Below are 24,829 nucleotides of genomic sequence, written 5' to 3' on the forward strand. Positions count from 1 at the left end.
CAGTTGTGTCTCAGAGACTGAGCCAATGCGGTGGTTCAGCGAAATCTGTTTAGCTGAACCACCGCATTCGCGAGCAAGCCCGCTCCCACAGGGTCAGGGGTCGGCCGAAAGCATTGGTCAGCGTTCGAGGATGGCTGTCACTCCCTGCCCACCCGCCGCACAGATCGAAATCAATCCTCGCCCCTTCCCGGCGGCATCGAGCAACTTGGCCAGGTTCGCGACAATGCGCCCACCGGTGGCCGCGAACGGATGCCCCGCCGCCAGCGAGCTGCCCTTGACGTTGAGCCGGCTGCGGTCGAGGGTGCCCAGCGGTGCGTCGAGGCCCAGGCGGGTTTGGCAGTACTGCGGGTCTTCCCAGGCCTTCAGGGTGCAGAGCACTTGCGCGGCGAAGGCTTCGTGAATTTCGTAATAGTCGAAGTCCTGCAGGGTCAGGCCGTTGCGCGCCAACAAACGGGGCACCGCGTACACCGGCGCCATCAGCAGGCCCTCGGCCCCGTTGACGAAGTCCACGGCGGCGGCCTCGCCATCGCGCAAATAGGCCAGGACCGGCAGACCACGCTCCCTGGCCCACGCCTCACTGCCCAGCAGCACCAGCGATGCGCCGTCGGTCAGGGGTGTCGAGTTGCCGGCTGTCAGCGTGCCCTTGGCGCTTTTCTCGAAGGCGGGTTTGAGCGACGCCAGTTTTTCCAGGGTCAGGTCCGGGCGCAGGTTGTTGTCGCGGGTCAGGCCGAGGAAGGGTGTCATCAGGTCGTTGTGCCAGCCCTCGGCATACGCCGCCGCCATCTTCTGATGACTCTCCAGCGCCAGTTGATCCTGCTCTGCGCGCGCGATATTCCAGGTCTGCGCCATCAACTCGCAGTGCTCGCCCATGGACAGCCCGGTGCGCGGCTCGCCGTTACGCGGAAACGCCGGGATCAGATGAGCCGGGCGCAATTGCAGGAAGGACTTCAGTTTGTCAGCGGTAGTCTTGGCGCGATTGGCTTGCAGCAGGAGCCTGCGCAGCCCTTCGTTGATGCCGATGGGCGCGTCGGACGTGGTGTCGACCCCGCCCGCAATGCCGCACTCGATCTGGCCCAGGGCAATCTTGTTGGCGACCAGTAACGCGGCTTCGAGGCCCGTACCGCACGCCTGCTGAATGTCATAGGCCGGGGTGGTCGGCGAGAGTCGCGAACCGAGCACGCATTCGCGGGTCAGGTTGAAGTCCCGGGAATGCTTGAGCACCGCACCGGCTGCCACTTCCCCCATGCGCAGGCCATGCAGGTTGAAACGCTCGATCAGGCCTTCGAGCGCTGCGGTGAGCATGGCCTGGTTACTCGCGGTGGCGTAAGGCCCATTGGAGCGGGCGAATGGAATGCGGTTGCCGCCAATGATCGCGACGCGGCGCAACTGAGTCATGAAAAGCTCCTTCTCAATCGAAAAATGTGCGTTTCCCCTGTGGGAGCGAGCCTGAAAGCTCAAGCGTAGGCTTTATCCCGGAAATCGAACGACCGATTGCCATTCGTGGTCCACACTTTGAACCCCAGCTACCGGAGCGCGTTCCATGTCTGACCGCTATATCGACTTCGCCAATTCGTCCATCGGCCATCGATTGGTCGGGGCCCTGGGCCTGCCTTCACCGGTGCGGCTGGAGCGCTGGCAAGCTGGCCGGTTGCGACCGGTCGAAGGGGCGCTGCTGATCGGCGGCGGGCCGCTGGCGGAAAAAGTCAGCGCTTTCGCCAACCGCCTGACCGATGCGATCTACAGCTATGGCACCGAGCCGTCGATGGCCACCGCGTGGATTCCCGGTCACGGTCCCAAACTCAAGGCGGTGGTGTTCGACGCCAGTGACCTGGTGCACACCGACGCGCTGAAGCAGTTGCGCGAGTTCTTTCAACCGCTGATGAAAAACCTCGATCACAGCGCGCACCTGGTGATTCTCGGGCGCGCACCACAAGACTTGAGCGACCCCTTCGCCGCCAGCGCCCAGCGTGCCATCGAAGGCTTCAGCCGTTCGCTGGCCAAGGAACTGCGCAGCGGCGGCACCCTGCAGCTGATTCATGTCGGCGAAGGCGCCGAGGACCAACTGGAAGGGCCTTTGCGGTTTTTCCTCTCGCCCAAAAGCGCTTTCGTGTCCGGGCAGGTGATTCGTCTGAACCCCTGCGACACGCCCGTGACGGATTGGACGCGGCCATTGGCGGGGCGCAAGGCACTGATCACAGGCGCTGCGCGGGGGATTGGTGCCGCCATCGCCGAAACCCTGGCCCGTGACGGCGCCGAGGTCATTGTGCTCGATGTGCCAGCGGCCAAAACCGATCTCGACGCGCTGGCCGCGCGCCTCGACGGGCGCAGCATCACCCTGGACATCTGCGCCGAGGACGCCTCCGCGCAGTTGATCGAACACCTGCCTGACGGGATCGACATCGTGGTCCACAACGCCGGCATCACCCGCGATAAAACCCTGGCCAACATGACCCCGGAATTCTGGGACGCGGTGCTCGCGGTCAATCTCAACGCGCCACAGGTGCTGACCCGGGCCCTGCTCGACAGCGGCACCTTGCACGACAATGGCCGGGTCGTCCTGCTGGCATCGATCAGCGGCATCGCCGGTAATCGCGGCCAGACCAACTACGCGGCGAGCAAGGCCGGATTGATCGGCCTGGCCGAAGCCTGGGCACCGCAGCTCAATGAGCGTGGGATCAGCATCAATGCGGTGGCCCCCGGCTTCATCGAGACGCAGATGACCGCGCACATTCCGTTCGGCTTGCGTGAGGCGGGTCGGCGCATGAGTTCGTTGGGCCAGGGTGGCTTGCCGCAGGACGTGGCCGAAGCGGTGGCCTGGCTGGCGCAACCGGGTACCGGCGCATTCACCGGTCAGGCGCTGCGGGTCTGCGGCCAAAGCGTTCTGGGGGCCTGAGGACATGAGCACCGACTGGCACACCCTCGACCGCGAACCTGGCTTGCCAGGGTTGTATGCGCGGGCCGCAACACGACGCAAGATCACGGGCAGCACATTACCCGACACCGGTTTACGCTGCTGGGTCGACGTCGATGCCAAACGCCTGGCCGCCTACCGTGGCGTCTGCGGCTTCGCCGACAACGGCCTGCTGCCGCCCACCTATCCCCACATCCTGGCGTTTGCCTTGCAGATGCAATTGCTCACGGCCAAGGCCTTTCCGTTTCCGCTGCTGGGGCTGATCCACTTGAGCAACCGGATCAGCGTCTTGCGCCCCTTGGGAGGGGTGAACCGCGTGAGGGTCGGCGTTCGTGTGGAGAACCTGCAGCCCCACGCCAAGGGCGCGACGTTCGACCTGGTGACGACATTGGACGATCAGTTGGGCCCCCTGTGGGAAGCGCACAGCCGGATGCTCTGTCGCGGGGTGAAACTCGAGGGTGAGCCGGTCGAGGAGGATTGGACGACCTCACAGGTGCAAAGCGAAGTGACACGCTGGAAAGCCCCCACGGACATCGGTCGGCAGTACGCCAAAGTGTCCGGTGACTACAACCCGATTCACCTCAGTGCCGCGAGCGCCAAGCTGTTCGGCTTCCCCACGGCCATCGCCCACGGGTTGTGGATCAAGGCTCGCACACTCGCGGCGCTGGCCGAGCATTTACCGTCGGCGAATATCGAGATTGCGGTGCAGTTTCGTAAACCGGTGAGGTTGCCCGGCGAGGTCTTCCTGTTCGCCAGTGCGGCCGGTTCCAGTGGAGACTTTCAACTGCTGGGTGCTGGCGACCTTGAACACATGGTGGGTCATTGGCGTCCGATCGCCTGACGCTTCAGCCCCCGCTCCCTGATCGTTTCCACGTTTCGAGTGGGAACGATCCCCCCTTTCACAGCCGCTGCACGTCGTTATCCAAGGTGTTAATACCAATTGGAGAATGGCGCTCCAGAGCGCTTGCGCCTTTTATGTCAACAACGGAAGAAGACAGCATCGTCGGCAGTCACGGCGAGCTGGCGAAACAACGGCGTTGTTACAGGTGCAAGGAATCTACCCATGAAAAATCCAGTGTGGTGTAAATCGGCAACGGCCCTGGCACTCATCCTGTCCCTGGGCCTGGGCGGTTGCAGCAGTGGCGGTGGCGGGCATCACAGCAGTTCCGGCAGCAGTTCACCTGACAGCACAGCAGGGGCTGGCGGTGGTGGTAGCGGCGATGGTTCTGGTGGCGGATCGGGCGGCGGCGGGGGCGGCGGCACGACCCCACCGGGTACCACGCCTCTGGTCACCACCACGCTGGTGCAGGATGTCGGCACCACCGTCAGCGGTGTGGGCGATGGCGTGGGCCAGATCGGCGATTCACTGAGCAGCGTGCCCGTCGCCGGCGGTGTGGTGCAGAGCGTCGCCAATACCGCAGGCAATGTGGTCACCACACTGGGTGACGGCCTGGCCAACGGCGTCGGCAAGCTGGGCACCGATCCGAACGGTCTCGGCGTCACCGCCTCGGCGGTGGGCGGCGTGGTCCAGGATGCCGGCAATGGCGTTTCCGACCTGAGCGGCAAACTGGCCACGGCCACCAGCAGCATTCCCGTCGCGGGCGGCGTGGTCACCCGCGTTGCGCCGGTACTCGATGGCGTCGGCCAGAAAGTCACGATGCTCGGCGACACCCTGAGCACCGCCACCACCACGGGCCCGCTGGGCTCGGTCACTCAGGAAACCGGCAACGCACTGGTGCCGGTGATCGCCCTGGTGGAAAACACCACCGACCAGGTCGGCGACGCCACCGGCCTGGGTGATCCGCTTAAAGGCGCCATCAAGCAAGTGGGAGATACCGTGAAAGGCGTGGGCGACAACGTCACCCAGGCGGGCAACGGCAATCCTGTGACCAACACCTTGGGCACCGCTGTGAGCAATACCGGCACCGCCGTCGGCAAGGCCGGAGGGCTGGTGGCCAACGGCAGCGGTTCAGGCACGGGTGGCAACGGCTTGCTGGAGACCGTGGGCGGCGCGGTGGCCAACCTCGGCCAAGGCCTGACCGGCGGCAATGCCGTGGTCGGTGCCGTCGGCAATAACGCGGTGGCCGGCGGCAATCTGGTCGCCAGTGTCGGCGGCGCCCTGGGCGGCTCCGGCGTTGCCAACCTCGGCGCGACCGCGCCACTGGCCAGCGTCGGCGGTAACCTCGGCACAGCGCTCAGCCCGGTGGTCGGCGCCGTCAGCGGCGTCACGCAGAATGTCGGTGCAGCGACCGGCCTCGGTGCTCCGGTTGCGGGTCTGACGGGCCAGGCCGGAGGTGCCGTGGCCAACCTCGGCACCGCGATTGCGGCCAGCAATGCCAATCCGGTCACCACGACGCTGGGCAATACGGTGAACTCTCTGGGCAATACCGTCACCGCTGCGGGCGGACTGGTCAACGGCGGGGCGGGCGGTGGCCTGCTGGGTGGCAATCGCCGTTGATCAGCGCCCCTTGGTTGCCTGCGCATGACGGTCCAGCCGTCTTGCGCAGGCTGTCCTGGACATGAACGCCAGGTTGCACACTGAACAGGGAATGTCTTATGCGCGTCATGGCGTCATTGCTACTGCTCACCCTCTGTTCCTGCGCCTTCGCAGACACACTCCCCAGTTTTCTGAACAGCAACGACACTGTGCGCAACCTCCCCGTCCCCAATCTGCCCGCCGACGCCTATCGCCCCACTGCCGCACCCTTGCAGGTCCCGGAGCCCGGAGCGGCGCAGGCACAACCCTTGCTGATGGGCACGCGGGTCAACCTCAAGACCGTGCAGATCGAAGGCGGCACGCTCTACCCACTCAGCGAACTGGCAGCGCTCTATCAACCGCTGGTAGGCCATGAAAGCAGCCTGGCCGACCTGATCGAAGCCACCCGCAGCATCACTCGCCGCTATCAACAGGACGGCTACCTGTTGTCCTACGCCTTTCTGCCTCAGCAGTCATTCGATGGCGGGGTGGCGCGCGTGGTGCTGGTGGAAGGCTACATCAAGGACTACCGGCTGCAGGGCGACATCGGACGGGTCAAGGGACTGCTCGATGAACTGGTGGCCAAACTTCAGGCCGAACGGCCACTGACCCGCAAGACCTTCGAGCGCTACACCACGCTGATGAGCCGGATTCCCGGCGTGACTCTGCAAGCCCAGGTGCCGCCACCGGGCACCACCGACGGTGCGGGCTACCTGGCCGTCCAGGCCACCCGGAAACCTTTCACCAGCAGCCTGAACGCCACCGAGGACAACCGCAACGGCACCCAGGCGCTGCTCGGCGTAAGCAGCAACTCACAGACCGCGATGGGCGAGCAACTGAGCCTCAGCGGGCTGTTTCCACCCGGTGACGACCATGAGCATTACTACCGTCTGGACTACAACCAGTTCCTCAATGCCGAAGGCACGCAACTGGCGTTGTCGGCCTCGCGCTATCGGGCCGAGCCCGGCACCCGGGTGCAGTTGGACAATGGCATCGAGCTGCAGCCCCATCGAGAAAACGACCGGTACTCCGTCGGCGTCAGCCATCCGCTGATCGCCGGCCCCAACGAGCTGTTCAGCGCCGGCGCGCGGTTGTATGCGGTCAACGACAAGACACGTTATCAGGTCATCGGCCTGCCACTGGACATTGAGCAGCGCAGCGACATCCGTGCCCTGGCCTTCGAAGGCGACTGGCGCAAGGCCGACCAGACGCAGTTGCGGATCATCAGCGGCGGTTTGTATCAAGGCATCGATGGCCTGGGCGCGAAGACCAATGATCCCGAACTCGACCTGGACTTCTTCCGCGTGCGCGTCTCGGGGGTGCAGAGCGACCGGTTTTTCGACCACTGGCAGGGGGTGATCTCCGCTGCTCTGTACTGGAGCGCCGATACCCTGCCCGAGAGTGAACGTGCAGTGTTCGGTGGGCAGAATTTCGGTCGTGGCTACCCCGACGACCAGGCGTCCGGCGACAAGGGTTGGGGTGTGGCCTATGAGCTGAACTACAGTTTCAACCGCGACGCAAACTGGTTGAGGATCGTGCAGCCTTACGTGGTACTGGACCGTGCCAAAACCTGGTTCAACGAGCTGCCGGCCAAGGGCAACGACCTGTCCTCAGCGGCGCTGGGGGTGCGATTTGGCGATGCGAAGTACTACAACATTGCGCTCGAGGCAGCCAAGCCGATGTCGGAAAAAGCGCTGGATACGTTCAATCGCAAACCGAGGTACAGCCTCAGCTTCAGCTATCAGTTGTAGGCGCGGATTGGGTCATCAATGGGTCGTATCCTTCCGCTGCGCTCCCGAACTACCGGGCGCGAGCGCCAGCGCCAGTTGCGTGCGATTGTGCATGTGGGTCAGGCGCAAGACTTGCGACACATACAGCTTGACGGTGTTCTCGGTAATGCCCAGTTCACAGGCGATCTGATAGTTGGTCTGGCCTTTTCCAACCAGCCGTGCGACATCCAGCTGTCTTGGAGACAGCTGACGGAAAATCTCTGGAACCGCCGCCTCCTCTGCGTTGGCATCCACTTCGGTCGTGTGCGGCAACTCTACTCCATGGCGGATGTTGTCGAGGTCCTGGTACAGGTCATCGATCGACGCGGACAGGTACTGCAGCTTCTGGCTCAACAGCCCCAGTTGCACGGTTTTTTGCCGCTCCCGCAAGGCCCTTTCCCGACGCTGAACACCTTCGAGCATCTCCGCTAGATTGAGCGGCTTCTGGTAGTAGTCGGCAATGCCCACCCGCAAGGCCTTGATCACATCCTGCTTCTCGGCGTGACCGGTCAGCATGATCGCCTCGAAGGCGCGGGATTTGCCGGAGACCCGTTGCAGTTCCTGCACCAGTTCTATGCCATCCAGACCGGGCATGTGCAGATCGCACAGCACCAGGCCAACCTCTGCGTCCTCAGTGAATCGCTCCACGGCCGTGTGGCTCGACTCGCAGGGTACGCAGCTGTACCCGCTGCCCTCCAGAAACTCGCATACCATCTCGACAATCAAGGGTTGATCGTCGACTACAAGCACCTTTACCGGCGACACCGTCTTGTTCAAGTGCAACTCCTTGTCGGGTCAAGTGCTGACCATTCCTGTACAGGCAGTCATTAGCTGTACGACTTCTCGTGTTCAAAGTAGACGCACCTGTAGGCACTGTCATACAGAGTTCGACAATTGGATCCAGGTCGACGTGCAAAAAAATTAGAGAATGACGTACGGCGACGTAGACGCTTGATTGACGCGCAAAGCCTCACAATCGAAGAAGATGCGCTAAGTCGTTGACCGCGCTAGCGCCAAATGTTTGGCAGGTGCAAAAGGCTGTCCATTTCGCGCCTTACCGGTTGTCGCTCAGCCGTAAAAAACACCGGAACACCGTCCGTCGCCAGCAAAATGCCGTCATTCATTTTTACGAAAATACGATGGGGATTCGTCACTACGGAGTGAGCCGGCGTCCGATGGCGGACCGTCAGTCGAATCAATGCTGACTGATAAACCGCTATCGTCGGAACGCCGCCCGGAGCAGGCTCGCTCCTACCGTTTGAAGTGCTTTGAAGGACTCAGCGCGGCGGGTAGTTGGCGAGGATCTTTCTGACGGTATCCTGGATCGCCGTGCTGCGATCCGACGGGTTCGGTGTGCGGCTGAGAATTTGCTCGTCACTGCCGCGCCACACCAGCTTGCCGTCCTTGCCATCGTGCAGATCGACCTGGATGGTCGCCACCTTGTAGGTGATGTTGCGGGTTTCGTTGTACATCGGACCGCCCCAGTAGCCATTCCAGGGGTTGCCCCAGGCGCCGCCATAGTTGGTGGTCACCTGCTGCTGGCGGTCTTCGACTATCAGATAGGTCTGCACCCACAGATCACCCTTGCTGCCTGCCGCCGCCGGACGTAAACCGCGCTGGTCCAGTTGTTCGGTAACCGCCTGGCGGATGCGCTGTTCGGTCAGGTCGCTCTTGATCCGAGGGTCATCGGGACGATATTGCAGGGCGGGTTCTTTCCAGCTCCAGCTGCGATAGGCCGCAAAATCGCGGCTGGCATCGAAGTCATGATTGACCTGGTTGGCGGCACAGGCACTCAGGAGGACGGCCACGGCCAGTAGAACGAGACGGCGGAACATGATGATTCTCCAGTTGAAGACATGAACCTGCGCATTGCCTTGTATTGTAGAAGCTAACTGGGAGGATACGCAGACATGGCTTTTTCCACAGCCTCCCGAATGGCATCGGCTTGCGCGCTCTGGCTTTTCTTGCTGCTGGTTTCGGCACTGGCGCTCCACACCGGCTGACCGCTTTGCGCATCGAACAGGTTCACCTGCACCACCACGACCTGCTCCGAGTAGGTCCGCACGATCGGCACGGTGCTGTACATGCCATACCCGCTGCCGTAGCGGTTGTACCCGCCATATCCGCCGCCGTAGCCCCCACCGTAGTAACCGTAATCGTCCTGATACTGGCGCAGGCGGGTTTCCATGTGCAGGTTGGCGCTGACGAACAGGTCCGCCGGGCGATTGTCATGCAGCGGCCGCAGGCCACGCTGGTCCAGGGCGTTGCTCACGGCCTCGGCGACCTGTGCCGAGTCTGCCCAGGCCGTGCCCGGTGGCAACGTCCCATTGAGCCAGGCCCAACTGCGGTAGCGACCGTAATCGCGAGGCGCGGCCGGGTAGGCACTGCGGTCGAAAGTCGTGGCCGCTTGCGGCGGTGCCGGTGGCAGGGGCCTGGAACTCGCCACGTACGGATTGCTGCCCTGGCAGGCGGCCAGCCCCAGGCAGATCACCAGTAACCCTGAACGACTTTTCATTTCGCGCTCCGATCAGACCGGCCGGCAAATCCAGTGCAGGTAACGCCCAAGCCCGGCAAAACTCGGGTGACGCCGATGGGCCAGCTCCATTTCCAGCAAGTCCACCAGTTCGGCGCGGGCCTGGAACTCAACGGGCATGTAGTCATGGAATACCCTTACCCCGCTCTGTGTTTCGACCTGCCACAAGCCTTCAAGTTGCGCCGCCAATTCGCGCGGATCAAGCGGTTGTTGCGGGGTCAGGCTCTGTTTTTCGCCGGCCATGTCATTCTTGCGCATTTTGCGGAAGTGGCCCTTGAGCAGGTTGCGATAGATCAGCGCATCGCGATTGTAAAAAGCCAGGGAGAGCCAGCCGCCCTGACGCGTCAGCTGATGCAGCACGGGCAAGATCCCATGGGGTTCGGCCAGCCATTCCAGTACGGCGTGGCACAGCACCAGGTCGTAGGGTTCGGTGAGCTGGCCGAGCAGGTCCTGCCAGGGCGCCTGAATGAAGGTCGCGTTCTGCCCGGCCTCGGCGAAACGCTGGCGAGCGCCTTCGAGCATCGGCTCGGCCGGTTCAGCCAGCGTCACCTCATGACCGCGCTGGGCCAGCCACAATGACATGTGGCCCAGCCCCGCGCCGATGTCGAGCACCCGCAGCGGTCGATCCGGCAGGGCGTCGGCCAGGTCGGCCTGCAATACCGCCAGACGGATCGCGCCTTTGGCCCCACCGTAGATTTTCTCGGCGAACCGGGTCGCCAGTTGATCGAAATGCCGGTCGCTCATCAGCTGAACCTCCGCTCACTGTCGGCCAGCTTGCTGCGAACCACTTCGTTCATGTCCAGCCCCAGCTCGCTGCACAGCAGCAGGAGGTACAGCACGATGTCACCGACCTCCTGACCGGCATGGGCCAGTTTATCCGCCGGCAACTGGCGAGACTGGTCTTCGCTCAGCCACTGGAAGATCTCCACCAGCTCGGACATTTCCACGCTCGCGGCCATGGTCAGGTTTTTCGGGCTGTGAAATGGCCGCCAGTCATTGCGATCACGGATGGCGTGCAGGCGTTCGGTCAGTTCAACAAGGTTCATCGGGTTCTCCTGAAGGCGTATAGCTTCGGGGGGATAAACCATGAAGGCAAGTTTCTTGCGCCATACTCAGACGATCCGGCTATGGAACTCGCCGCGCTCATCCGTGGCCCAAGGCTCAACCACAGACATCAGGACGTTAACGACATGCAGGTAGAAAGCTTTTTCGAATGGCTCGGCCAGGCCCTCGGTTCGGTCATCCGCTTTATCGTTGACGCCCTCGGCGGGCTGTTCAATCTGCTGAGCAACGCCGGGAGCAATTTTGTCGAAGGCTTGTCCCGCACGCTGGGCATGGACACGTCGATCGTCAGCATCATCGCGTTGATCGTTGGCCTCATGCTGCTGTGGTCGGCGATCCGGGCGTTCATGAATGCATCGATCATCATGGGGATCATCTGGTTGCTGCTGGGGTTGTGGCTGTTGAGCTGGATCATTCACTGATCCCGGCAACGCTTGTGGGAGCGCGCCGGCTCCCACAATGTTCAGCGCGCCTCCCGCCGCAATCGCTACAATGCCGGTTCTCCAAGGAGCCTGCATGTCCAACCTGATCGCCGACTGGCGCGACCGCCCCACCCATCGCCGGGTCTGGGCGCTCGCCGCCCCCATGATTCTCTCGAACATTTCCGTGCCACTGGTGGCGCTGGTCGACAGCACCGTCATCGGTCACTTGCCCCACGCCCACCAACTGGGCGCCGTCGCGGTCGGGGCCAGCCTGTACAGTTTTCTGGCCTGGGCCATGAGTTTCCTGCGCATGGGCGCCACCGGCTTTGCCGCCCAGGCCGCCGGCCGTGCCGATGGTACGGCGCTGCGGCAGATCCTGTTGCAGGGACTGTTGCTGGCGATGGCGCTGGCCGTCGTGTTGGGTGCGCTGGGAATTCCGTTGAGCGGCCTCGCCCTGCACTTCATGCAGCCCTCGGCGGAACTGGAGCAGATGACCCGGGAGTTTTTCCACACGCGCCTGTTCGGCCTGCCGGCGGCGCTGGCCAGCTATGCGCTGGTCGGCTGGTTTCTCGGCACCCAGAACGCCCGGGCACCGCTGGCGATCCTGCTGGGTACCAACCTGGTGAACATTGCCCTGAACCTGTGGTTCGTACTCGGTCTGGAATGGGGGGTGGCCGGTTCCGCCCGGGCCTCGGTGATTGCCGAATGGACCGGCGCGCTGATCGGCCTGCTGCTGACCCGCAAGGCCTTGCGCGCCTACCCCGGCCAGATCGCCTGGGCCGCCCTGGCGCTGTGGCAGAGCTGGCGCCCGCTGCTGGCCGTCAACCGCGACATCTTTATCCGCAGCCTGTTGCTGCAACTGGTGTTCATGCTGATCACCGTGCAAGGCACGCGGCTGGGGGATGCCACCGTTGCCGCCAACGCCCTGCTGCTCAACGGCTTGCTGCTGACCGCCCATGCACTGGATGGACTGGCCCACGCCGTCGAAGCACTGTGCGGGCACGCGATTGGCGCGCGCGATCGGGACGCCCTGCGCCGCTCGCTGGTCGTGGCCTGCGGCTGGTCGTTGCTGGCGAGCCTGGGGTTTGCCACGCTGTTCCTGTTCGCCGGGCACCTGTTCATCGAGATGCAGACCGACATCCAGAGCGTGCGCGACACAGCCTTCATCTACCTGCCCTACCTGGCTGCTCTGCCGTTGATTGCGGTCTGGAGCTACGTGCTCGACGGCCTGTTCATCGGCGCCACCCGAGCACGGGAAATGCGCAACGGCATGCTGTTGGCGGTGTTGCTGATCCTGCCGTTCGCCTGGGCCCTGCGCGACCTGGGCAACCATGGCCTTTGGGTGGCGTTTCTATTGTTCATGGTGCTGCGCAGCCTGACCCTCGGCGCCATCGCCTGGTCGTTGCGCAAGCATGATCGCTGGTTTGCCGGGCGCACTCATTGAGCCTGATCGTCCTGCCAGCGCTTGCTCAGGCTGTCCAGGCGTTCCTGCTGCGTCAGCCCCTGCAACGGCAACACCAGCGTGGCGGTCGGGTGTTGCAGGCGCAGCCATAACCAGCCATCGAGCACTGGCCGATCGCTGAACCCCAGCGCCAGCCCTTCCTGCAGGTACGCCCACAGGCGCCGGTAGTCGGTCCCGGTGGATTGGCTCCAGTGCCAGGCGTGCTGTTCCAACAGACATACTTGCAGCTTTTCCCGCTGGCGCAGGCTGAGGCTTTCTTCGACCGCCAAAGGACGCACGGCCAGCGCCGGGTTGAGCAACTGCTGCCACCCCTGGCTGCCGAACGCCCGGTCGGCCCAGGTCCCGCCGAACCAGTGTAACTGGCTGATCGGGCCCAGCCAGCGACTGAGTTCCTGGGCATCGCAGGCATCGAAAAAATAGCTGGCCGTGTTCGGATTGTAGTAATTCAGGAGGGCCCGGTGGTGCAGCCCCAGCGTGACGGTGAGCATGCGCCGCAAATGTTCGAGCAATCGCGTGGGCGGCGCTTCGCTGACAATGAGCAAACCACGGCAGACCTGCGCCTGGCTGTAGCACGCCCGCGCCAGCGCCGGGCACTGGCGCAGATCGATCAGCGCCGGCCCGTCCTCGCGCAACGCGTGCCATTGCGTGCCCTCGAACAACCATAGCCAGCGGTCCAGGGGTAACGCCTTTCGCAACAATGCCCGCGCCTGGGGGACACTCGGTACATCCAGCAACAGCCATTGCGCACTCGCACCGATCATGCAACACCGCTCGGGCCAGAGAGGGTCAACGCCCGACAGGTGCACAACGTCTCGGGACAATGGCTGAAACTGCCGCCACCGGGCATCAGGCACAACATCACCAGAGGCTCACCCGAGCGCAGCAGTTCCAGCATCCCTTCCCCGGCCGGCGCCACCCATGACGCAGCCGTCGCCTGGACCTCTTCGACCGCCGCGGGCGTGGGCAGAAAACCGCAGATCATCGGCTGGTCGGGGTCGCCCTCGATAAAGCTGACCACCACCTCGGTGCCCTCACAGAAGGCATCCGAACCTTGAAGTTCGCCGGCCAGCGGCAACCAGCAATGGCTGGGGCTCGCACCTTCGCCCTGATAGAGCCAGTCGAACTGGACGGCAACAGGCCGGGAAGGGTCCGGCCGCAGCTCATCGACCTCCACCACCCAGGCCCGTTGCAGGCTGTGCATTCGCGGTTTTGCGGGACGTCGAGGCAGGGTGACCGGTGCCGGCCAAGGCACGGCGCAGATCTGGTTGCTGTAGGGTTCGAAGGGGTCCTGACTACCCCGGTGTTCGACCTGAGTCAGCAGCCACTGCTGGTTCCACTCGGCGACCGGATGGCCGGTCAAGGGCATAGAATACCCGCTGCGCAAATCCGGCAGATCGCTGCGGCCCTCGGCGCCGGGTGCCTGGCACTGCCCGGCCTGAACTTGAAACTGGCGCACGCCGGGACGCTCGCCATCGCCCCGAAACGAGGCGCATGCGCCAGTACGGAAATGCCCGTGACCATCACCAAACACCACGCAGTGTCCGCGCTCCTGATGCTCGAAGTGGTAATGCAGTGATTGCTGCGCGCACAGGCGCTGAAGAAACTGCAGATCCGACTCTCGATACTGGGTGCAGAAATCCAGTGGCGGGTAATCGGCCGTCAACTCGAAGCGTCGCTCCTGGCCGACGATGCCATGCTCCCTGAGCACCTGATCGAGAATCTCGGGCGCCGACAGCGCATTGAAAATTCGCTGACTCACACGCTGGCCAAGACACGCCAGCCTTGGCCCCAGCCGTACCTGGCAGAGCCTGGCCCGGGTGCCATGATCACGCTGCACGAGTTCGTGCAGTTGACCCTGAATCGCGCCCTGCGCCCCGAAATGCAACGCAGCCGGTCGGTACAGCAAACTGGCGAGGTCAAGGGTCGGGTCTTCGATCAGCAGATCCACGTCGAACGCAAAGGGTTCGCTGATCGCTTCCCTGCCATTGAAGGCCAGGACTTCCAGGGGATCAGGCAAACCGGCTACATCCAGACGAAATGCGGGCTCGTTGACTGGATCGAACATCGGCGATTCTCTACAGGAGGGGCGGCCGGGGATTCTCGCCGAGAGACATGGCCGAGTAGAGAGCTGAAGTACAACTTAGGAAATGGCCTACGCGAAAAGAAGACCATATGACTTTGATGGCCGGAAGCTGGAGCAACTCCCCGGAAAAATGAAGAAACGCCGCACCCAGGCTATCTGAAATTCCCGCAGCGAGCGGTACATTTTCAGACAACCTGGAACGGACTGACGTCAGGACGACAGGTAAGACGAACGGGTCAGGCCCAGACGCAGGGCGTCGAGGAACTGGGTACGCTCGGCGGCCGTGATACGGGCGCTGGCGCACTTGTCGCGGTAGTGGGTCATCAGTTCCTCCGGCGACAAGTGCACGTAACGCAGCATGTCTTCGATGGTGTCGTGGGTTTCGATACCCGCGTGATACACGCTGCCGTCGGCATTCTGGTAGATGTTCACCGAGTCGGTGTCACCGAACAGGTTGTGCATGTCGCCGAGGATCTCCTGATACGCGCCCACCAGGAAGATGCCCAGCAGGTAGTCTTCACCGTCCTTCAGCGCGTGCACCGGCAGGCTGGTTTCGATGCTCTGCTCGTCGACGTACTGCTTGATCTTGCCGTCCGAGTCGCAGGTCAGGTCCTGCAGCACGGCGCGACGCAGCGGCTCCTCGTCGAGGCGGTGCAGCGGCAGGATCGGCAATACCTGGCCGATGGCCCAGGTGTCCGGCAGGCTCTGGAACACCGAGAAGTTGCAGATGTACTTGTCGGCCAGCTTGTCATTGAGCTCGTCCAGCACCTGGCGGTGGGAACGCTGGCGCGCCTTCAGCGAGTTGTGCAGGCGACGGCACACCGCGAAGTAGCATTGCTCGGCCAGGGCTTTTTCCGCCAGGGTCAGTTTGCCGTCGGCGTACTGGGCGGCCACATCGCTCATGTAGTGCGTAGCGCGCCAGTAGGTTTCGGTGACCATTTCGATATCGGTCGGGCCGAGCAGGTCGACCAGCCACTGTACGGTTTCCGGCAGTGCTTCCTTGTTCTCGATCTGCGGCACGTCGTCGTTGTGTTTCTCGACGTCGGTGACCTGCACCACCAGCATGGCGTGGTGCGCGGTCAGGGAACGGCCGCTCTCGGAGAAAATGTGCGGATGCGGCAGGCTCTGCGCGTCGCAGAACTCCTTGAGCATGCCGACCACGACACCGGCGTAATCGTCCATGTCGTAGTTGATCGAGCTGGCGTTGCGCGAGTGGGTGCCATCGTAGTCCACGCCCAAACCGCCGCCGACGTCGATGTGATCCACCGGCAGGCCGAGGTTGCGCAGTTCGCCGTAGTAACGGATCGCTTCCTTGAAACCGTGCTGGTAGTCCGCCAGGTTGGCGATCTGCGACCCCATGTGGAAGTGCAGCAGGCGAATGCCCTGGTCCAGACCTGCGGCGCGGAAACGCTCGACCACCGACAGCAACTGCGCTGCCGACAGACCGAACTTGGATTTCTCACCACCGGTGTCTGCCCACTTCGACGAGGCCAGGGACGACAGGCGCACGCGCAGGCCGACCTGCGGCTTGACCTTCAGCGAAGCGGCTTCTTCGATCACCAGCCCCACTTCGGATTCTTTTTCGATCACGATGAACACGTTGTGCCCAAGCTTCTGGCCCATCAGCGCCAGACGGATGAACTCGCGGTCCTTGTAACCGTTGCAGACGATGGTGCCGCCCTTCGGTGCCAGGGCCAGCACGGCCAGCAGTTCCGGCTTGGAGCCGGCTTCGAGGCCGATCGACACGTTCTGCGTGGCGATGATGTTCTCGATCACCGCTTCCTGTTGGTTGACCTTGATCGGATACAGCGCGGTGTACTGGCTCTGGTATTCCAGGCGCGCGATGTTGGCGTCGAACGCGCCGGTCAACTGACGCACGCGGTCTTGCAGGATGTCCGGGAAACGCACCAGCAACGGCAAGGACAGGCCACTCTGACGCAGCTGGTCGACTTGCTCGAACAGGTCGATAGGCGAACTGTCGGGTCCGTTCGGACGAACCTCGACGCGACCGGCGTCATTGATCGCGAAATACCCGGCCCCCCAATGGCGAATCCCGTAAACACTGCGGCTGTCCGCAACTGTCCATTGGCTGCCATCGTCTTTGCGTGTGCGTCGTACGGACATTGAAGTCCCCTATAAAGAAGTCATAGAGCGTCGCCTGGATTCAGGCCGGCGCAGTCTAAAGGATGAAAATGACGGTTCGTCAACGAAGGGGTAGACCCCGTCCACCGCAACGAGTTTAGAAGCCAGTCGGGAACAGGCTCTGTGAAAACCATGGTGACGACGCCAGACCCGAGGATTTCAGGACTGGATCAAGCCACAGGTGGTCTTCACAGAGGCTGCTAGCCGCCAGACTTTTTCGCCTTGAAACCGAGCTTGATCAGTTCGGCCAACAACGGCTCGACGTGATCGCCCTGGATCTCAATGACACCGTCCTTCAACGCCCCGCCGGTGCCACACCGTTTCTTCAACGTGGTGGCCAGTTCCTTGAGCGCGTCTTCAGCCAGCGGCACGCCGGTGATGGTGGTCACCGTCTTGCCGCCACGGCCCTTGCTTTCGCGACGCACGCGAGCGATGCCGTCGCCGGCCGGGATGACGGTCTGTTTGCAGATGCAGGCGTCCACCGGTTTACTGCATTCCGGGCAATGACGACCTGCGTCGGTGGAAAATACCAAGCCACCCAAGGCGGCGAAGGATGCGGCTTTTTTGGCCACCGGCAATCCTCTATGGAGGACAAAGACTGGTCGCAGCCTCGGGCAAGGCTATCGACCGCGAAGCCCCACTCAGGCAGGGGCAGCGCTACTGTAATGGCAGAACCCTGCCGACTGTAGGAGCGAGCATGCTCGCGATGCGCGTTAACGATAACGCGGGGAACAGCTAGCCCCGTGTCGAACATTCGCCCATCGCGAGCATGCTCGCTCCTACAGAAGGGGTGGAGCAATGCCGCTACAGCTTGAAAAGGTCGCGCAGTGTAACGGCAAAACCACCGATTGCTAAGAGCCAATGGGCGCCAATTTATGCCTCTTTTGCGACGTCGTCCCGGTGAGCCCGCAGATAGCGCTTCAAGGCGGCCAACGAGTCCGGGCAGTAAGGCTTTTGCTGGATTTCCAGCATGACCTGATCAATCGGTATGAAGCGCGCTTCCAGCACTTCCTCGGGCTGCAGGAGCAAGGGACCGTCCCACACTGCCGAAAAGGCCGAACACCAGAGACGGTTACCCGTGTCCTCGAAGAAAAAGTGATCGTGGGCGGTCAGTTCCACACCACTCACCCCCAACTCCTCCTCCAGTTCCCGAGCAGCCGACTCGGCGTAGGTTTCGCTGGCGAGCACCATGCCCCCCGCCGCCACATCCCAGTAACCGGGATAGATCGCTTTGCTCAGGGTGCGCCGGTGCACACAAAGGTCCCCGGCGGAGTTGAACAGCATGATGTAGGTGCCGCGCCCGATCAGACCGCGTTCGCGCAGGTCGGAGCGGACCAGGGCGCCGAGCAGGTTGTCCTGCTCGTCGACCCAGGCGATCTGTTCGGCATCGGAAGCCGCACGATGGGCAGCCTCCCTCGCGTTATCGACCATGACTCAGCCCTGATTGAGCAGTTGACGCAAATCGATCACCGCCGCGTTGGCCCGGGAGATGTAGTTGGCCATGACCAGCGAGTGGTTGGCCAACACGCCAAAGCCACTGCCGTTGAGAATCATCGGGCTCCACACCGGTTCCTGCGAAGCTTCCAGCTCACGAATGATCTGGCGCACGCTGACCGTCGCGTTCTTCTTCGCCAGCACATCGGCGAAATCGACCTCGATGGCCCGCAGCAGATGGGACAGCGCCCACGCCTGACCGCGCGCCTCGTAGAACACGTTGTCGATCTGCATCCAAGGGGTTTCGACGATTTCTTCGTCGACCTGCGGCACCTCGCCCGGCGCGACGACTTCAGTCTTCAGCGCAGTATTCAACTTGACCCGGCCGACGCTGGCCGACAGACGTTGCGACAGCGACCCCAGGCGCGTGCCAACATCGCCCAGCCAGTTGTTCAGGTTGTCGGCGCGGGCGTAGAACAGCGCGTTTTTCTGCTGCGGATCGGACAGGCGCGCCTGATAGCGGCTCAGGGAAGCGATGCCTTCCTGGTACTCGGATTCACTGGAAGGCAACACCCAGCTCTTGTTATCGAAGTTGAAACGCGGCTCGGCCTTGGCCAGATCGGCGTCTTCGGCGGACTGCGATTGCGAGCGGGCGAAATCCTTGCGCAGGGCACGCGTCAGGTCGCGGACCTGGACCAGCACGCCATACTCCCAGCTCGGCGTGTTATCCATCCACAGGCCTGGCGGGAAGCGGTCGTTGGAAATATAGCCGCCCGGTTTGGTCAGCAGGGTATCGGCGACCGTCTTGAGGGTTTCCACCGTGGTGTAGCCGATGACCATCTGCTTGCCTTCTTTCTCGGCGGCCAGCTGGGCGTTCTGTTGAACCGGGAACAGCGCCGGCTCCTGACTCCAGTACCAGCCCAGCGCAATGGTCACAATCAGGTAGAGACCGATCAACGTGGCCAGCGCCCGGCTGAACAACAGGCCACCGACGTAACTGCGGGTGGCCGACTTCGGTTCAGCAGGTCGTTCAGGCGCGCTGCCCGCGCGGTTCTTCCAGTCCAGCATGGCGATATCCTTTCAATCACTTGAGTTCATCGTTTCGACCACAACCATACAACAACGTGCCTTGGCCCGGCACCCGTCGTCGGGTGATCCGGAAAAAAGCAGTGCTGCGGCATACCCGTGAACTCTAGCTGGCCTGGCTGGATCAGGCGTTTTTGATCTGCATTGAAATCTCCAGTACACCCGCCGCAACCCATAGATGGGTGATGCCCTCGCCATCGGTGCGACGCCGGGCCGTCTCGCCGTCCACCGTGGCCAGGTGCTGGCAGTTGACCAGCGGTTGGCTCGTAACGCTCTCTACCAGGCGATACAGGCTGGGCCGCCTCGCGGGCTGGGCGGGCGGATTGTGCATCAGCGCCAGCACCTTCGGGTCAAACGCCTGCAGCGGCATGCCCCAGTCCAGGTAGTCGGCCTCGGGCCTGATCAACCACCATTCGCCCTGCTCGATCTGGTCCAGCACTTCACTGTCGAGGTCGATCAGCAGGCCCGCACGCAACTGATCGAGACCTTCAACCGCTTGCCGCCCCCACAGCGCCTCGCCCATCAGCTCCAGCGCCTGTTCGCGGGGCCAGGCATGCCGGCGCTCCCAATCGGACAGGCAGACATCGCTGACCAGCCTCATTGATGTGCCTCGCCATGCCACTCGTCGCAGCCCATGGTCCGGCTGATTTCATGCCGCCAGTAGATACGACGGTAGCTGAAATGAACCTTCTCCAACTGAGTGAGGTGCGCGCTACTGGCGTCCTGGCAGTGGGGCATGAGGAGATCGGCACCGACGATCAACGCATCCTCCAGTTCCAGGGTGTAGAAATGTTCCTGCACACCCTGGGCCGAAGGGCGATACCACTCGATCCGGCACTGAGTGAGCATCTCACCTGAACACAACGCGATGTTGATCAAGGGCGAAGCCTTGTCGATGACCTTGGTGATGATCAAGGGCTTGTGCATCCTGCGCCCCGCACTCGCCCCCTTCGGCACAAGGATCCCATGGCTCAGGGCCTGAACCATGATCTGGTCCTCGCGCCCCTGTTGATAACCGGTGCCCACCGACGCTTCGCTGTAGGCGCCCGCGCTGATCAGGCCTTGTTGTTCACCGTAGAGAGTCATGAAGACGGGGCTTGGCATGGAAGGCTCCTTTTTTCTGTGGGTAACAGCGGGGTGATCGAATCGGTCGGGGCCGGCTCGACGGCGTAATCGCCGTCCTCTTCGAAAGGTGTCCAGGGTTTGCCGATGGACAAGGTGATGAGGTAGCGTTCTTCGTCGGGTTGTTTGTCGTACTTGAAACGGTGCATGAACATCGTGACCTGATATTTTTTGTCAGCCTTCCAGTACACCTTTCCGCCTCGATTTTCGTCTCGCAGCTGCGCTCGCCATTCAGGCGTATCGGCAAAGGGTGGAAAACTTTGTCGGCCAGCGACTCGCCAGCCGCGTTGGCGCCATTGGTCCTGTAAATCCAGTGCGACCTTCAGGGCGTCGTCCAGGAGCAACGGCTCAACCTGTGGTGACATGCGGATACTCGAGACAATGTTGTCGTCAAAGATAACGGTGAAAAAGCGTGCTCTTGGAGTAACGAACTCATATTGCGGATCAATGAACCGAAGTCGGGCATCGGTGCGGGGGATGCCCATCCAGATATGGCCAGGTATCTTCTGGGTGAACGCAACCGAAGAATGCTTGCGCAGAGTTTCGTAAGTGCCGCCCATTTCCAATGCAACTACCGGCTCTTTCGAAAGGGCTTCGATCAAGCGATGCGTTGCCGCTATGAACAGAACGCCTAGAAACACCAAGGCGGCCAAACGGTACCAGCCGATTCTTCGCACAATCATGATTCGCCGCCCGCTATTTCTCGGATGGACTGTTCCAGCGCACTCCGGTTGCTGTCTTTGAGCATGCGGTCAAAACTGGCCGCGGCTCTAAGAACAAAGGGCATCCGCTGAGATAAGTCCGATAGATCCGCCCAACGGTTGTCGCTGAATTCGATTGTCCGGCCGTCTGTAACGCGCTCGCACTGACTTGTGAGAGTCAACTCGATCGCTTGAGCCACACCCGAAGGAATACCGGTGACGTAGGAAATATGGTTGCCGCGAAGCAGAGCGACTAATTGCAGGTCGCTGTAAATCGTGGGTTGGAGAATGTTCTGCTGCTCGTGCCAGGCTAGATGTTCGACGCTCTTGGGAATATCACCTGCTTCTATTGCTGAAAACCCCTGCAAGATATCGATATGATCCTGCCCAAACTTCAGCTGCTCCTGCCCCACCGGCCACAACACGGGAAATTTCGGATGGCCGTGAATACTCTCGCGAGCCCCTAAACACTCCTCAAACTCCCTCCACCCCCGCTTCGCATAAAACTCATGCAACGGAAACACATCCAAAAACAGCGTGGTGTTTCCCAACGCCATCATGTCGTACACATGCCGGAACTGCTGCTGCACAACGGATAAGTCCTGTCCCTGCGATCGATAGTCAAACGGGAGCGCCGGGTTGCGTTCGTCCGCCGCCTGGTAGTCGGCCTTCACACTCGGCCACCGCAAGGGTGTTGTGGTTCAGTCGCTGGGTATCGCAGGGTTGGTCCTTGAAACACTGGCTCATGATCGCGGCCACCTCTAGGGGTTTCCCTGAACCCTAACAGCGCGAAAAGCCGTTTGAATCCACCCGACAAAAAATCAGAATTGCCTGACAGGAAGTGTGCGACAACGTGACAGAGCCTTCGTAAATAGGCGGCGGAAAACGCCTGAACAGCCCGTTTTACAGGGCCTTCCGAAAAATGGGCGGACATTTTCCGACCATCGAGTCAGAAACTGAATGCATGCACGTTGCAGATTATTGACGTACGACACTCATCCTACCGAAAAGAGGTGCTAGCATAGAGCCACCAGTCGACCTCAGCATGCACCCTACCTAGTAGTCAGGATATGACCGAGCCAGAAGACCCAAGCCGCGATCGCCTCAAGCACCACTTTGCCCAACGGGTAATTCATCAGGCACGTCAAATTCTTGAGATCTGGCAGCGCCTGCAACGCACTGAGTGGTCCATCGCCGATCTGACGGAACTGAGCGAGGCCAATCTGCGCCTGCTGCGTTTCGCCGAGCGCTTCGAACAGCCGGAACACAGCCAACTGGCACGCCACATCGGCCAGTCACTCGAAGCAGTCGACGCCAATCGCGGACGCTTGAGCAGCGGCCTGATCACCGACCTCAACCGCCTGATGCAGCGCCTGTCGCGCACCGGCCTGCGTCATGGCGACCAACTGGAACAAACGTTCCTGCCGCCACTGCGCAAGCCGATCTACGTGATGCTGCAGGATCACGACCGTGCCGAGCGCCTGGCCAAGCAGCTCGAGTTCTTCGGGCTCAGCGCCCAGTCCCTCGACAGCGTGGCGGCGTTTCGCTCGTCGATGGTCGAACGCCTGCCCGCCGCGATCGTCATGGATGTGGACTTCAGCGGCCCCGGCATTGGCCTGAAACTGGCTGCCGAAGCCCAGGTCGGCCTGGACGAACCCTTGCCACTGCTGTTCTTCAGCCTGCACGAAACCGACACACCGACGCGCCTGGCCGCCGTGCGTGCCGGTGGCCAGGAGTTCCTGACCGGCACCCTCGAAGCCTCGAGCCTGCTGGAGAAAATCGAGGTCCTGACCTGCGTCGCGCAGTACGAGCCTTATAAAGTGCTGATCATCGACGATTCCCGCGCCCAGGCCTTGCACACCGAACGCCTGCTCAACAGCGCCGGGATCGTCACGCGCACCCTGATCGATCCGATCCAGGCCATGGCCGAACTGGCGGACTTCCAGCCCGACCTGATCATTCTCGACATGTACATGCCGACCTGCACCGGCACGGAACTGGCCAAGGTGATTCGGCACAACGACCGCTACGTCAGCGTGCCGATCATCTACCTGTCCGCCGAGGACGACCTGGACAAGCAACTCGACGCCATGAGCGAGGGCGGCGACGATTTCCTCACCAAGCCGATCAAGCCCCGGCACCTGATCACCACCGTGCGCAACCGTGCGGCGCGGGCGCGCAACCTCAAGGCACGGATGGTGCGCGACAGCCTCACCGGCCTGTACAACCACACGCACATCCTGCAATTGCTCGAAGACTGCAGCTTCCGCTCCCGCCGCGAGAGCAAGCCCTTGAGTTTTGCGATGCTCGACATCGACCATTTCAAACGGGTCAACGACAGCCACGGCCACCCCATGGGTGACCGGGTGATCAAGAGCCTGGCGCTGTTTCTCAAGCAGCGCCTGCGCAAGACTGACTTCATCGGCCGCTACGGCGGCGAAGAATTCGCCATCGTCATGCCCGACACCGACATCGAGGCGGCACACCAGGTCCTCGACGAAATCCGCCAGCGCTTTGCGGAAATTCACTACCCGGCGCAACCTCAGGACCTGTGGTGCACGTTCAGCGCCGGGGTGGTCGAGCTCTGCGAAGACTCTGACAGCCTGATGATGGCCAGTCTGGCGGACGAAGCGCTGTACCGCGCCAAGCATGCCGGACGCAATCGCGTGCACGTCACCCGCACGTCAAAGCAAAGTGCCATCTTTTCATCGGAATCGACCGACTCCGTCATAACCGTGTAACACAATCGCAATAACTTCATGGACTTACCATTCTGCCGTCGGTAGTCCGCGATGCGCCTCAAGTTGCTGACCAATTTCAATACCCTCCTTTTAGTCGCCGTGTGCGTGGCACTTGGCGCGACGTTATGGTGGTCGCAAAAAGCCCTGGAACGTCCGTATCTGCTGATGGAGCGCTACCTGGGGTTGTCCCAGCAGTTTCAGAATGAAGTGGCGCGCAACGTCGAGGACTACCTTGTCAGCGGTGATGCCTTGCGCCTGAGCGCTGCCAGCCAGGCCATCGAAACCCTGCAAAAGGAATTGGCGGCGTTACCGGCGACGCTGGCCGACACCCTGCGCCCCAGCCTGACGAGCCTGGATGAATTCAGCAAAACCGACCTGCTGGCCGCCGGCAAACTGGCGGGCGACCCCCAGGCCCTGCTGCTGCAAGCCGAGCGCGAGCTGGGTGCCAGCCTCGATCAGCTCAGCCAGTACGCCAGCGGCAACGCCACCTATCTGACACCGCTGCTGGCCGCCTCCCAGCACCTCGGCAAACTGTCACTGGCCCGGGACAAACTGGTCAGCAGCGGTCGCAGTGAACTGGCGGTAGACGTTGAGCGAGAAGTCAGCAACATGCGTGCTCAAGCCGAATCGCTCAACGCCCTGCCCCTGCTCGGCGTCGCCACCACCACCGAATCGGGCTCCGATGATTTCGCTGCGATGATGGGCCTGGAGAACAGCGAAAAAACCGAGGCCGAGGATGCCGGCGTCGGGCTCAAGCGCGAACTCAACAGCCTGCTGACCCGCTACCCCGCCGAGCTCGAGCGCACCCGCGAACAAATCCGCAAACGTGCTGACCTGAGCGCTGCGACGCACCTGAAAATCACCGAGGTGCAGCAGGCCATCGCC

General features: G+C 62.3%; 22 protein-coding genes and 1 pseudogene. 7 read left to right on the forward strand and 16 right to left on the reverse strand.

Features of this window, described 5'->3' with window-relative positions; all coding sequences use genetic code 11:
• Window positions 1–117 precede the first annotated feature (117 nt).
• Complete coding sequence (locus QIW53_RS24690) at window positions 118–1,395, reverse strand: acetyl-CoA C-acetyltransferase (RefSeq protein WP_371052169.1); 1,278 nt, start codon at window positions 1,393–1,395, stop codon at window positions 118–120.
• 145 nt (window positions 1,396–1,540) lie between these two features.
• Between QIW53_RS24690 and QIW53_RS24695 the strand changes: the two genes are divergently transcribed.
• The 4 genes from QIW53_RS24695 (at window position 1,541) to QIW53_RS24710 (ending at window position 7,138) form a co-directional block, all read left to right on the forward strand.
• Complete coding sequence (locus tag QIW53_RS24695; protein ID WP_371052170.1) at window positions 1,541–2,893, forward strand: 3-oxoacyl-ACP reductase; 1,353 nt, start codon at window positions 1,541–1,543, stop codon at window positions 2,891–2,893.
• Between the two features lie 4 nt (window positions 2,894–2,897).
• Complete coding sequence (locus QIW53_RS24700) at window positions 2,898–3,752, forward strand: MaoC family dehydratase (protein WP_371052171.1); 855 nt, start codon at window positions 2,898–2,900, stop codon at window positions 3,750–3,752.
• Window positions 3,753–3,974: 222 nt separating this feature from the next.
• Entirely contained in the window at window positions 3,975–5,369 is a 1,395-nt protein-coding gene (locus tag QIW53_RS24705; protein WP_371052172.1) for a collagen-like triple helix repeat-containing protein, read from the forward strand.
• A gap of 98 nt (window positions 5,370–5,467) precedes the next feature.
• A complete protein-coding gene (locus QIW53_RS24710) occupies window positions 5,468–7,138 on the forward strand; it encodes a ShlB/FhaC/HecB family hemolysin secretion/activation protein (protein ID WP_371052173.1) in 1,671 nt (556 codons plus the stop codon).
• Window positions 7,139–7,153: 15 nt separating this feature from the next.
• Here the strand turns inward: QIW53_RS24710 and QIW53_RS24715 are convergent, their stop codons facing one another.
• The 5 genes from QIW53_RS24715 to QIW53_RS24735 form a co-directional block, all read right to left on the reverse strand.
• Window positions 7,154–7,933 (reverse strand): response regulator transcription factor, encoded by a 780-nt coding sequence (locus QIW53_RS24715; protein WP_371052174.1) that lies wholly within the window; start codon window positions 7,931–7,933, stop codon window positions 7,154–7,156.
• 500 nt (window positions 7,934–8,433) lie between these two features.
• Entirely contained in the window at window positions 8,434–8,991 is a 558-nt protein-coding gene (locus tag QIW53_RS24720; protein WP_371052175.1) for a DUF4136 domain-containing protein, read from the reverse strand.
• Between the two features lie 53 nt (window positions 8,992–9,044).
• Window positions 9,045–9,671, reverse strand: coding sequence for a DUF4136 domain-containing protein (locus tag QIW53_RS24725; protein WP_371052176.1), 627 nt, complete (start codon window positions 9,669–9,671; stop codon window positions 9,045–9,047).
• A 12-nt stretch (window positions 9,672–9,683) separates the two neighbouring features.
• On the reverse strand, window positions 9,684–10,433 hold the full coding sequence (locus QIW53_RS24730) for a methyltransferase (RefSeq protein WP_371052177.1): 750 nt from the start codon (window positions 10,431–10,433) through the stop codon (window positions 9,684–9,686).
• Entirely contained in the window at window positions 10,433–10,735 is a 303-nt protein-coding gene (locus tag QIW53_RS24735; RefSeq protein WP_371052178.1) for a MazG-like family protein, read from the reverse strand. The genes QIW53_RS24730 and QIW53_RS24735 overlap by 1 nt, the downstream gene beginning before the upstream one ends.
• 144 nt (window positions 10,736–10,879) lie before the next feature.
• On the opposite strand from QIW53_RS24735, the gene QIW53_RS24740 reads away from it, so the two are divergent.
• Window positions 10,880–11,173: a hypothetical protein gene (locus tag QIW53_RS24740; protein WP_371052179.1), complete on the forward strand. Its 294-nt coding sequence runs from the start codon at window positions 10,880–10,882 to the stop codon at window positions 11,171–11,173.
• Window positions 11,174–11,267: 94 nt separating this feature from the next.
• Window positions 11,268–12,617: an MATE family efflux transporter gene (locus tag QIW53_RS24745; RefSeq protein ID WP_371052180.1), complete on the forward strand. Its 1,350-nt coding sequence runs from the start codon at window positions 11,268–11,270 to the stop codon at window positions 12,615–12,617.
• Here QIW53_RS24745 and QIW53_RS24750 read toward each other — a convergent pair.
• The 10 genes and pseudogenes from QIW53_RS24750 to QIW53_RS24795 form a co-directional block, all read right to left on the reverse strand.
• Window positions 12,611–13,396 (reverse strand): DUF4123 domain-containing protein, encoded by a 786-nt coding sequence (locus QIW53_RS24750; RefSeq protein ID WP_371052181.1) that lies wholly within the window; start codon window positions 13,394–13,396, stop codon window positions 12,611–12,613. The two genes, QIW53_RS24745 and QIW53_RS24750, sit on opposite strands and share 7 nt — an antisense overlap.
• Window positions 13,393–14,700 (reverse strand): contractile injection system protein, VgrG/Pvc8 family, encoded by a 1,308-nt coding sequence (locus QIW53_RS24755; protein WP_371052182.1) that lies wholly within the window; start codon window positions 14,698–14,700, stop codon window positions 13,393–13,395. Before QIW53_RS24755 ends, QIW53_RS24750 begins: the two co-directional genes overlap by 4 nt.
• A gap of 228 nt (window positions 14,701–14,928) precedes the next feature.
• Entirely contained in the window at window positions 14,929–16,842 is a 1,914-nt protein-coding gene (gene speA / locus QIW53_RS24760) for an arginine decarboxylase (RefSeq protein ID WP_371052183.1), read from the reverse strand.
• 218 nt (window positions 16,843–17,060) lie between these two features.
• Window positions 17,061–17,432, reverse strand: coding sequence for a translation initiation factor Sui1 (locus tag QIW53_RS24765; RefSeq protein WP_368556850.1), 372 nt, complete (start codon window positions 17,430–17,432; stop codon window positions 17,061–17,063).
• A 301-nt stretch (window positions 17,433–17,733) separates the two neighbouring features.
• Window positions 17,734–18,291, reverse strand: coding sequence for an NUDIX hydrolase (locus tag QIW53_RS24770; RefSeq protein ID WP_371052184.1), 558 nt, complete (start codon window positions 18,289–18,291; stop codon window positions 17,734–17,736).
• Window positions 18,292–18,294: 3 nt separating this feature from the next.
• Window positions 18,295–19,362 carry a DUF2333 family protein gene (locus tag QIW53_RS24775; RefSeq protein ID WP_371052185.1) on the reverse strand — a complete coding sequence of 356 codons (1,068 nt, stop codon included), beginning with the start codon at window positions 19,360–19,362 and terminating at the stop codon, window positions 18,295–18,297.
• A gap of 142 nt (window positions 19,363–19,504) precedes the next feature.
• Window positions 19,505–19,981, reverse strand: coding sequence for a hypothetical protein (locus tag QIW53_RS24780; protein WP_371052187.1), 477 nt, complete (start codon window positions 19,979–19,981; stop codon window positions 19,505–19,507).
• Window positions 19,978–20,484, reverse strand: coding sequence for an Hcp family type VI secretion system effector (locus QIW53_RS24785; RefSeq protein WP_371052188.1), 507 nt, complete (start codon window positions 20,482–20,484; stop codon window positions 19,978–19,980). Before QIW53_RS24785 ends, QIW53_RS24780 begins: the two co-directional genes overlap by 4 nt.
• Window positions 20,463–21,185 carry a hypothetical protein gene (locus tag QIW53_RS24790; RefSeq protein ID WP_371052190.1) on the reverse strand — a complete coding sequence of 241 codons (723 nt, stop codon included), beginning with the start codon at window positions 21,183–21,185 and terminating at the stop codon, window positions 20,463–20,465. Before QIW53_RS24790 ends, QIW53_RS24785 begins: the two co-directional genes overlap by 22 nt.
• A pseudogene (locus QIW53_RS24795) lies at window positions 21,182–21,868 on the reverse strand (DUF2515 family protein); the annotation flags it as partial. The gene QIW53_RS24790 and the pseudogene QIW53_RS24795, both read right to left, overlap by 4 nt.
• 405 nt (window positions 21,869–22,273) lie before the next feature.
• On the opposite strand from QIW53_RS24795, the gene gcbA reads away from it, so the two are divergent.
• Complete coding sequence (gene gcbA, locus QIW53_RS24800) at window positions 22,274–23,944, forward strand: diguanylate cyclase GcbA (protein WP_371052191.1); 1,671 nt, start codon at window positions 22,274–22,276, stop codon at window positions 23,942–23,944.
• The last annotated feature ends 885 nt before the right edge of the window (window positions 23,945–24,829 follow it).

This window comes from Pseudomonas fluorescens (assembly GCF_041354075.1).
GTDB lineage: Bacteria > Pseudomonadota > Gammaproteobacteria > Pseudomonadales > Pseudomonadaceae > Aquipseudomonas > Aquipseudomonas fluorescens_CE.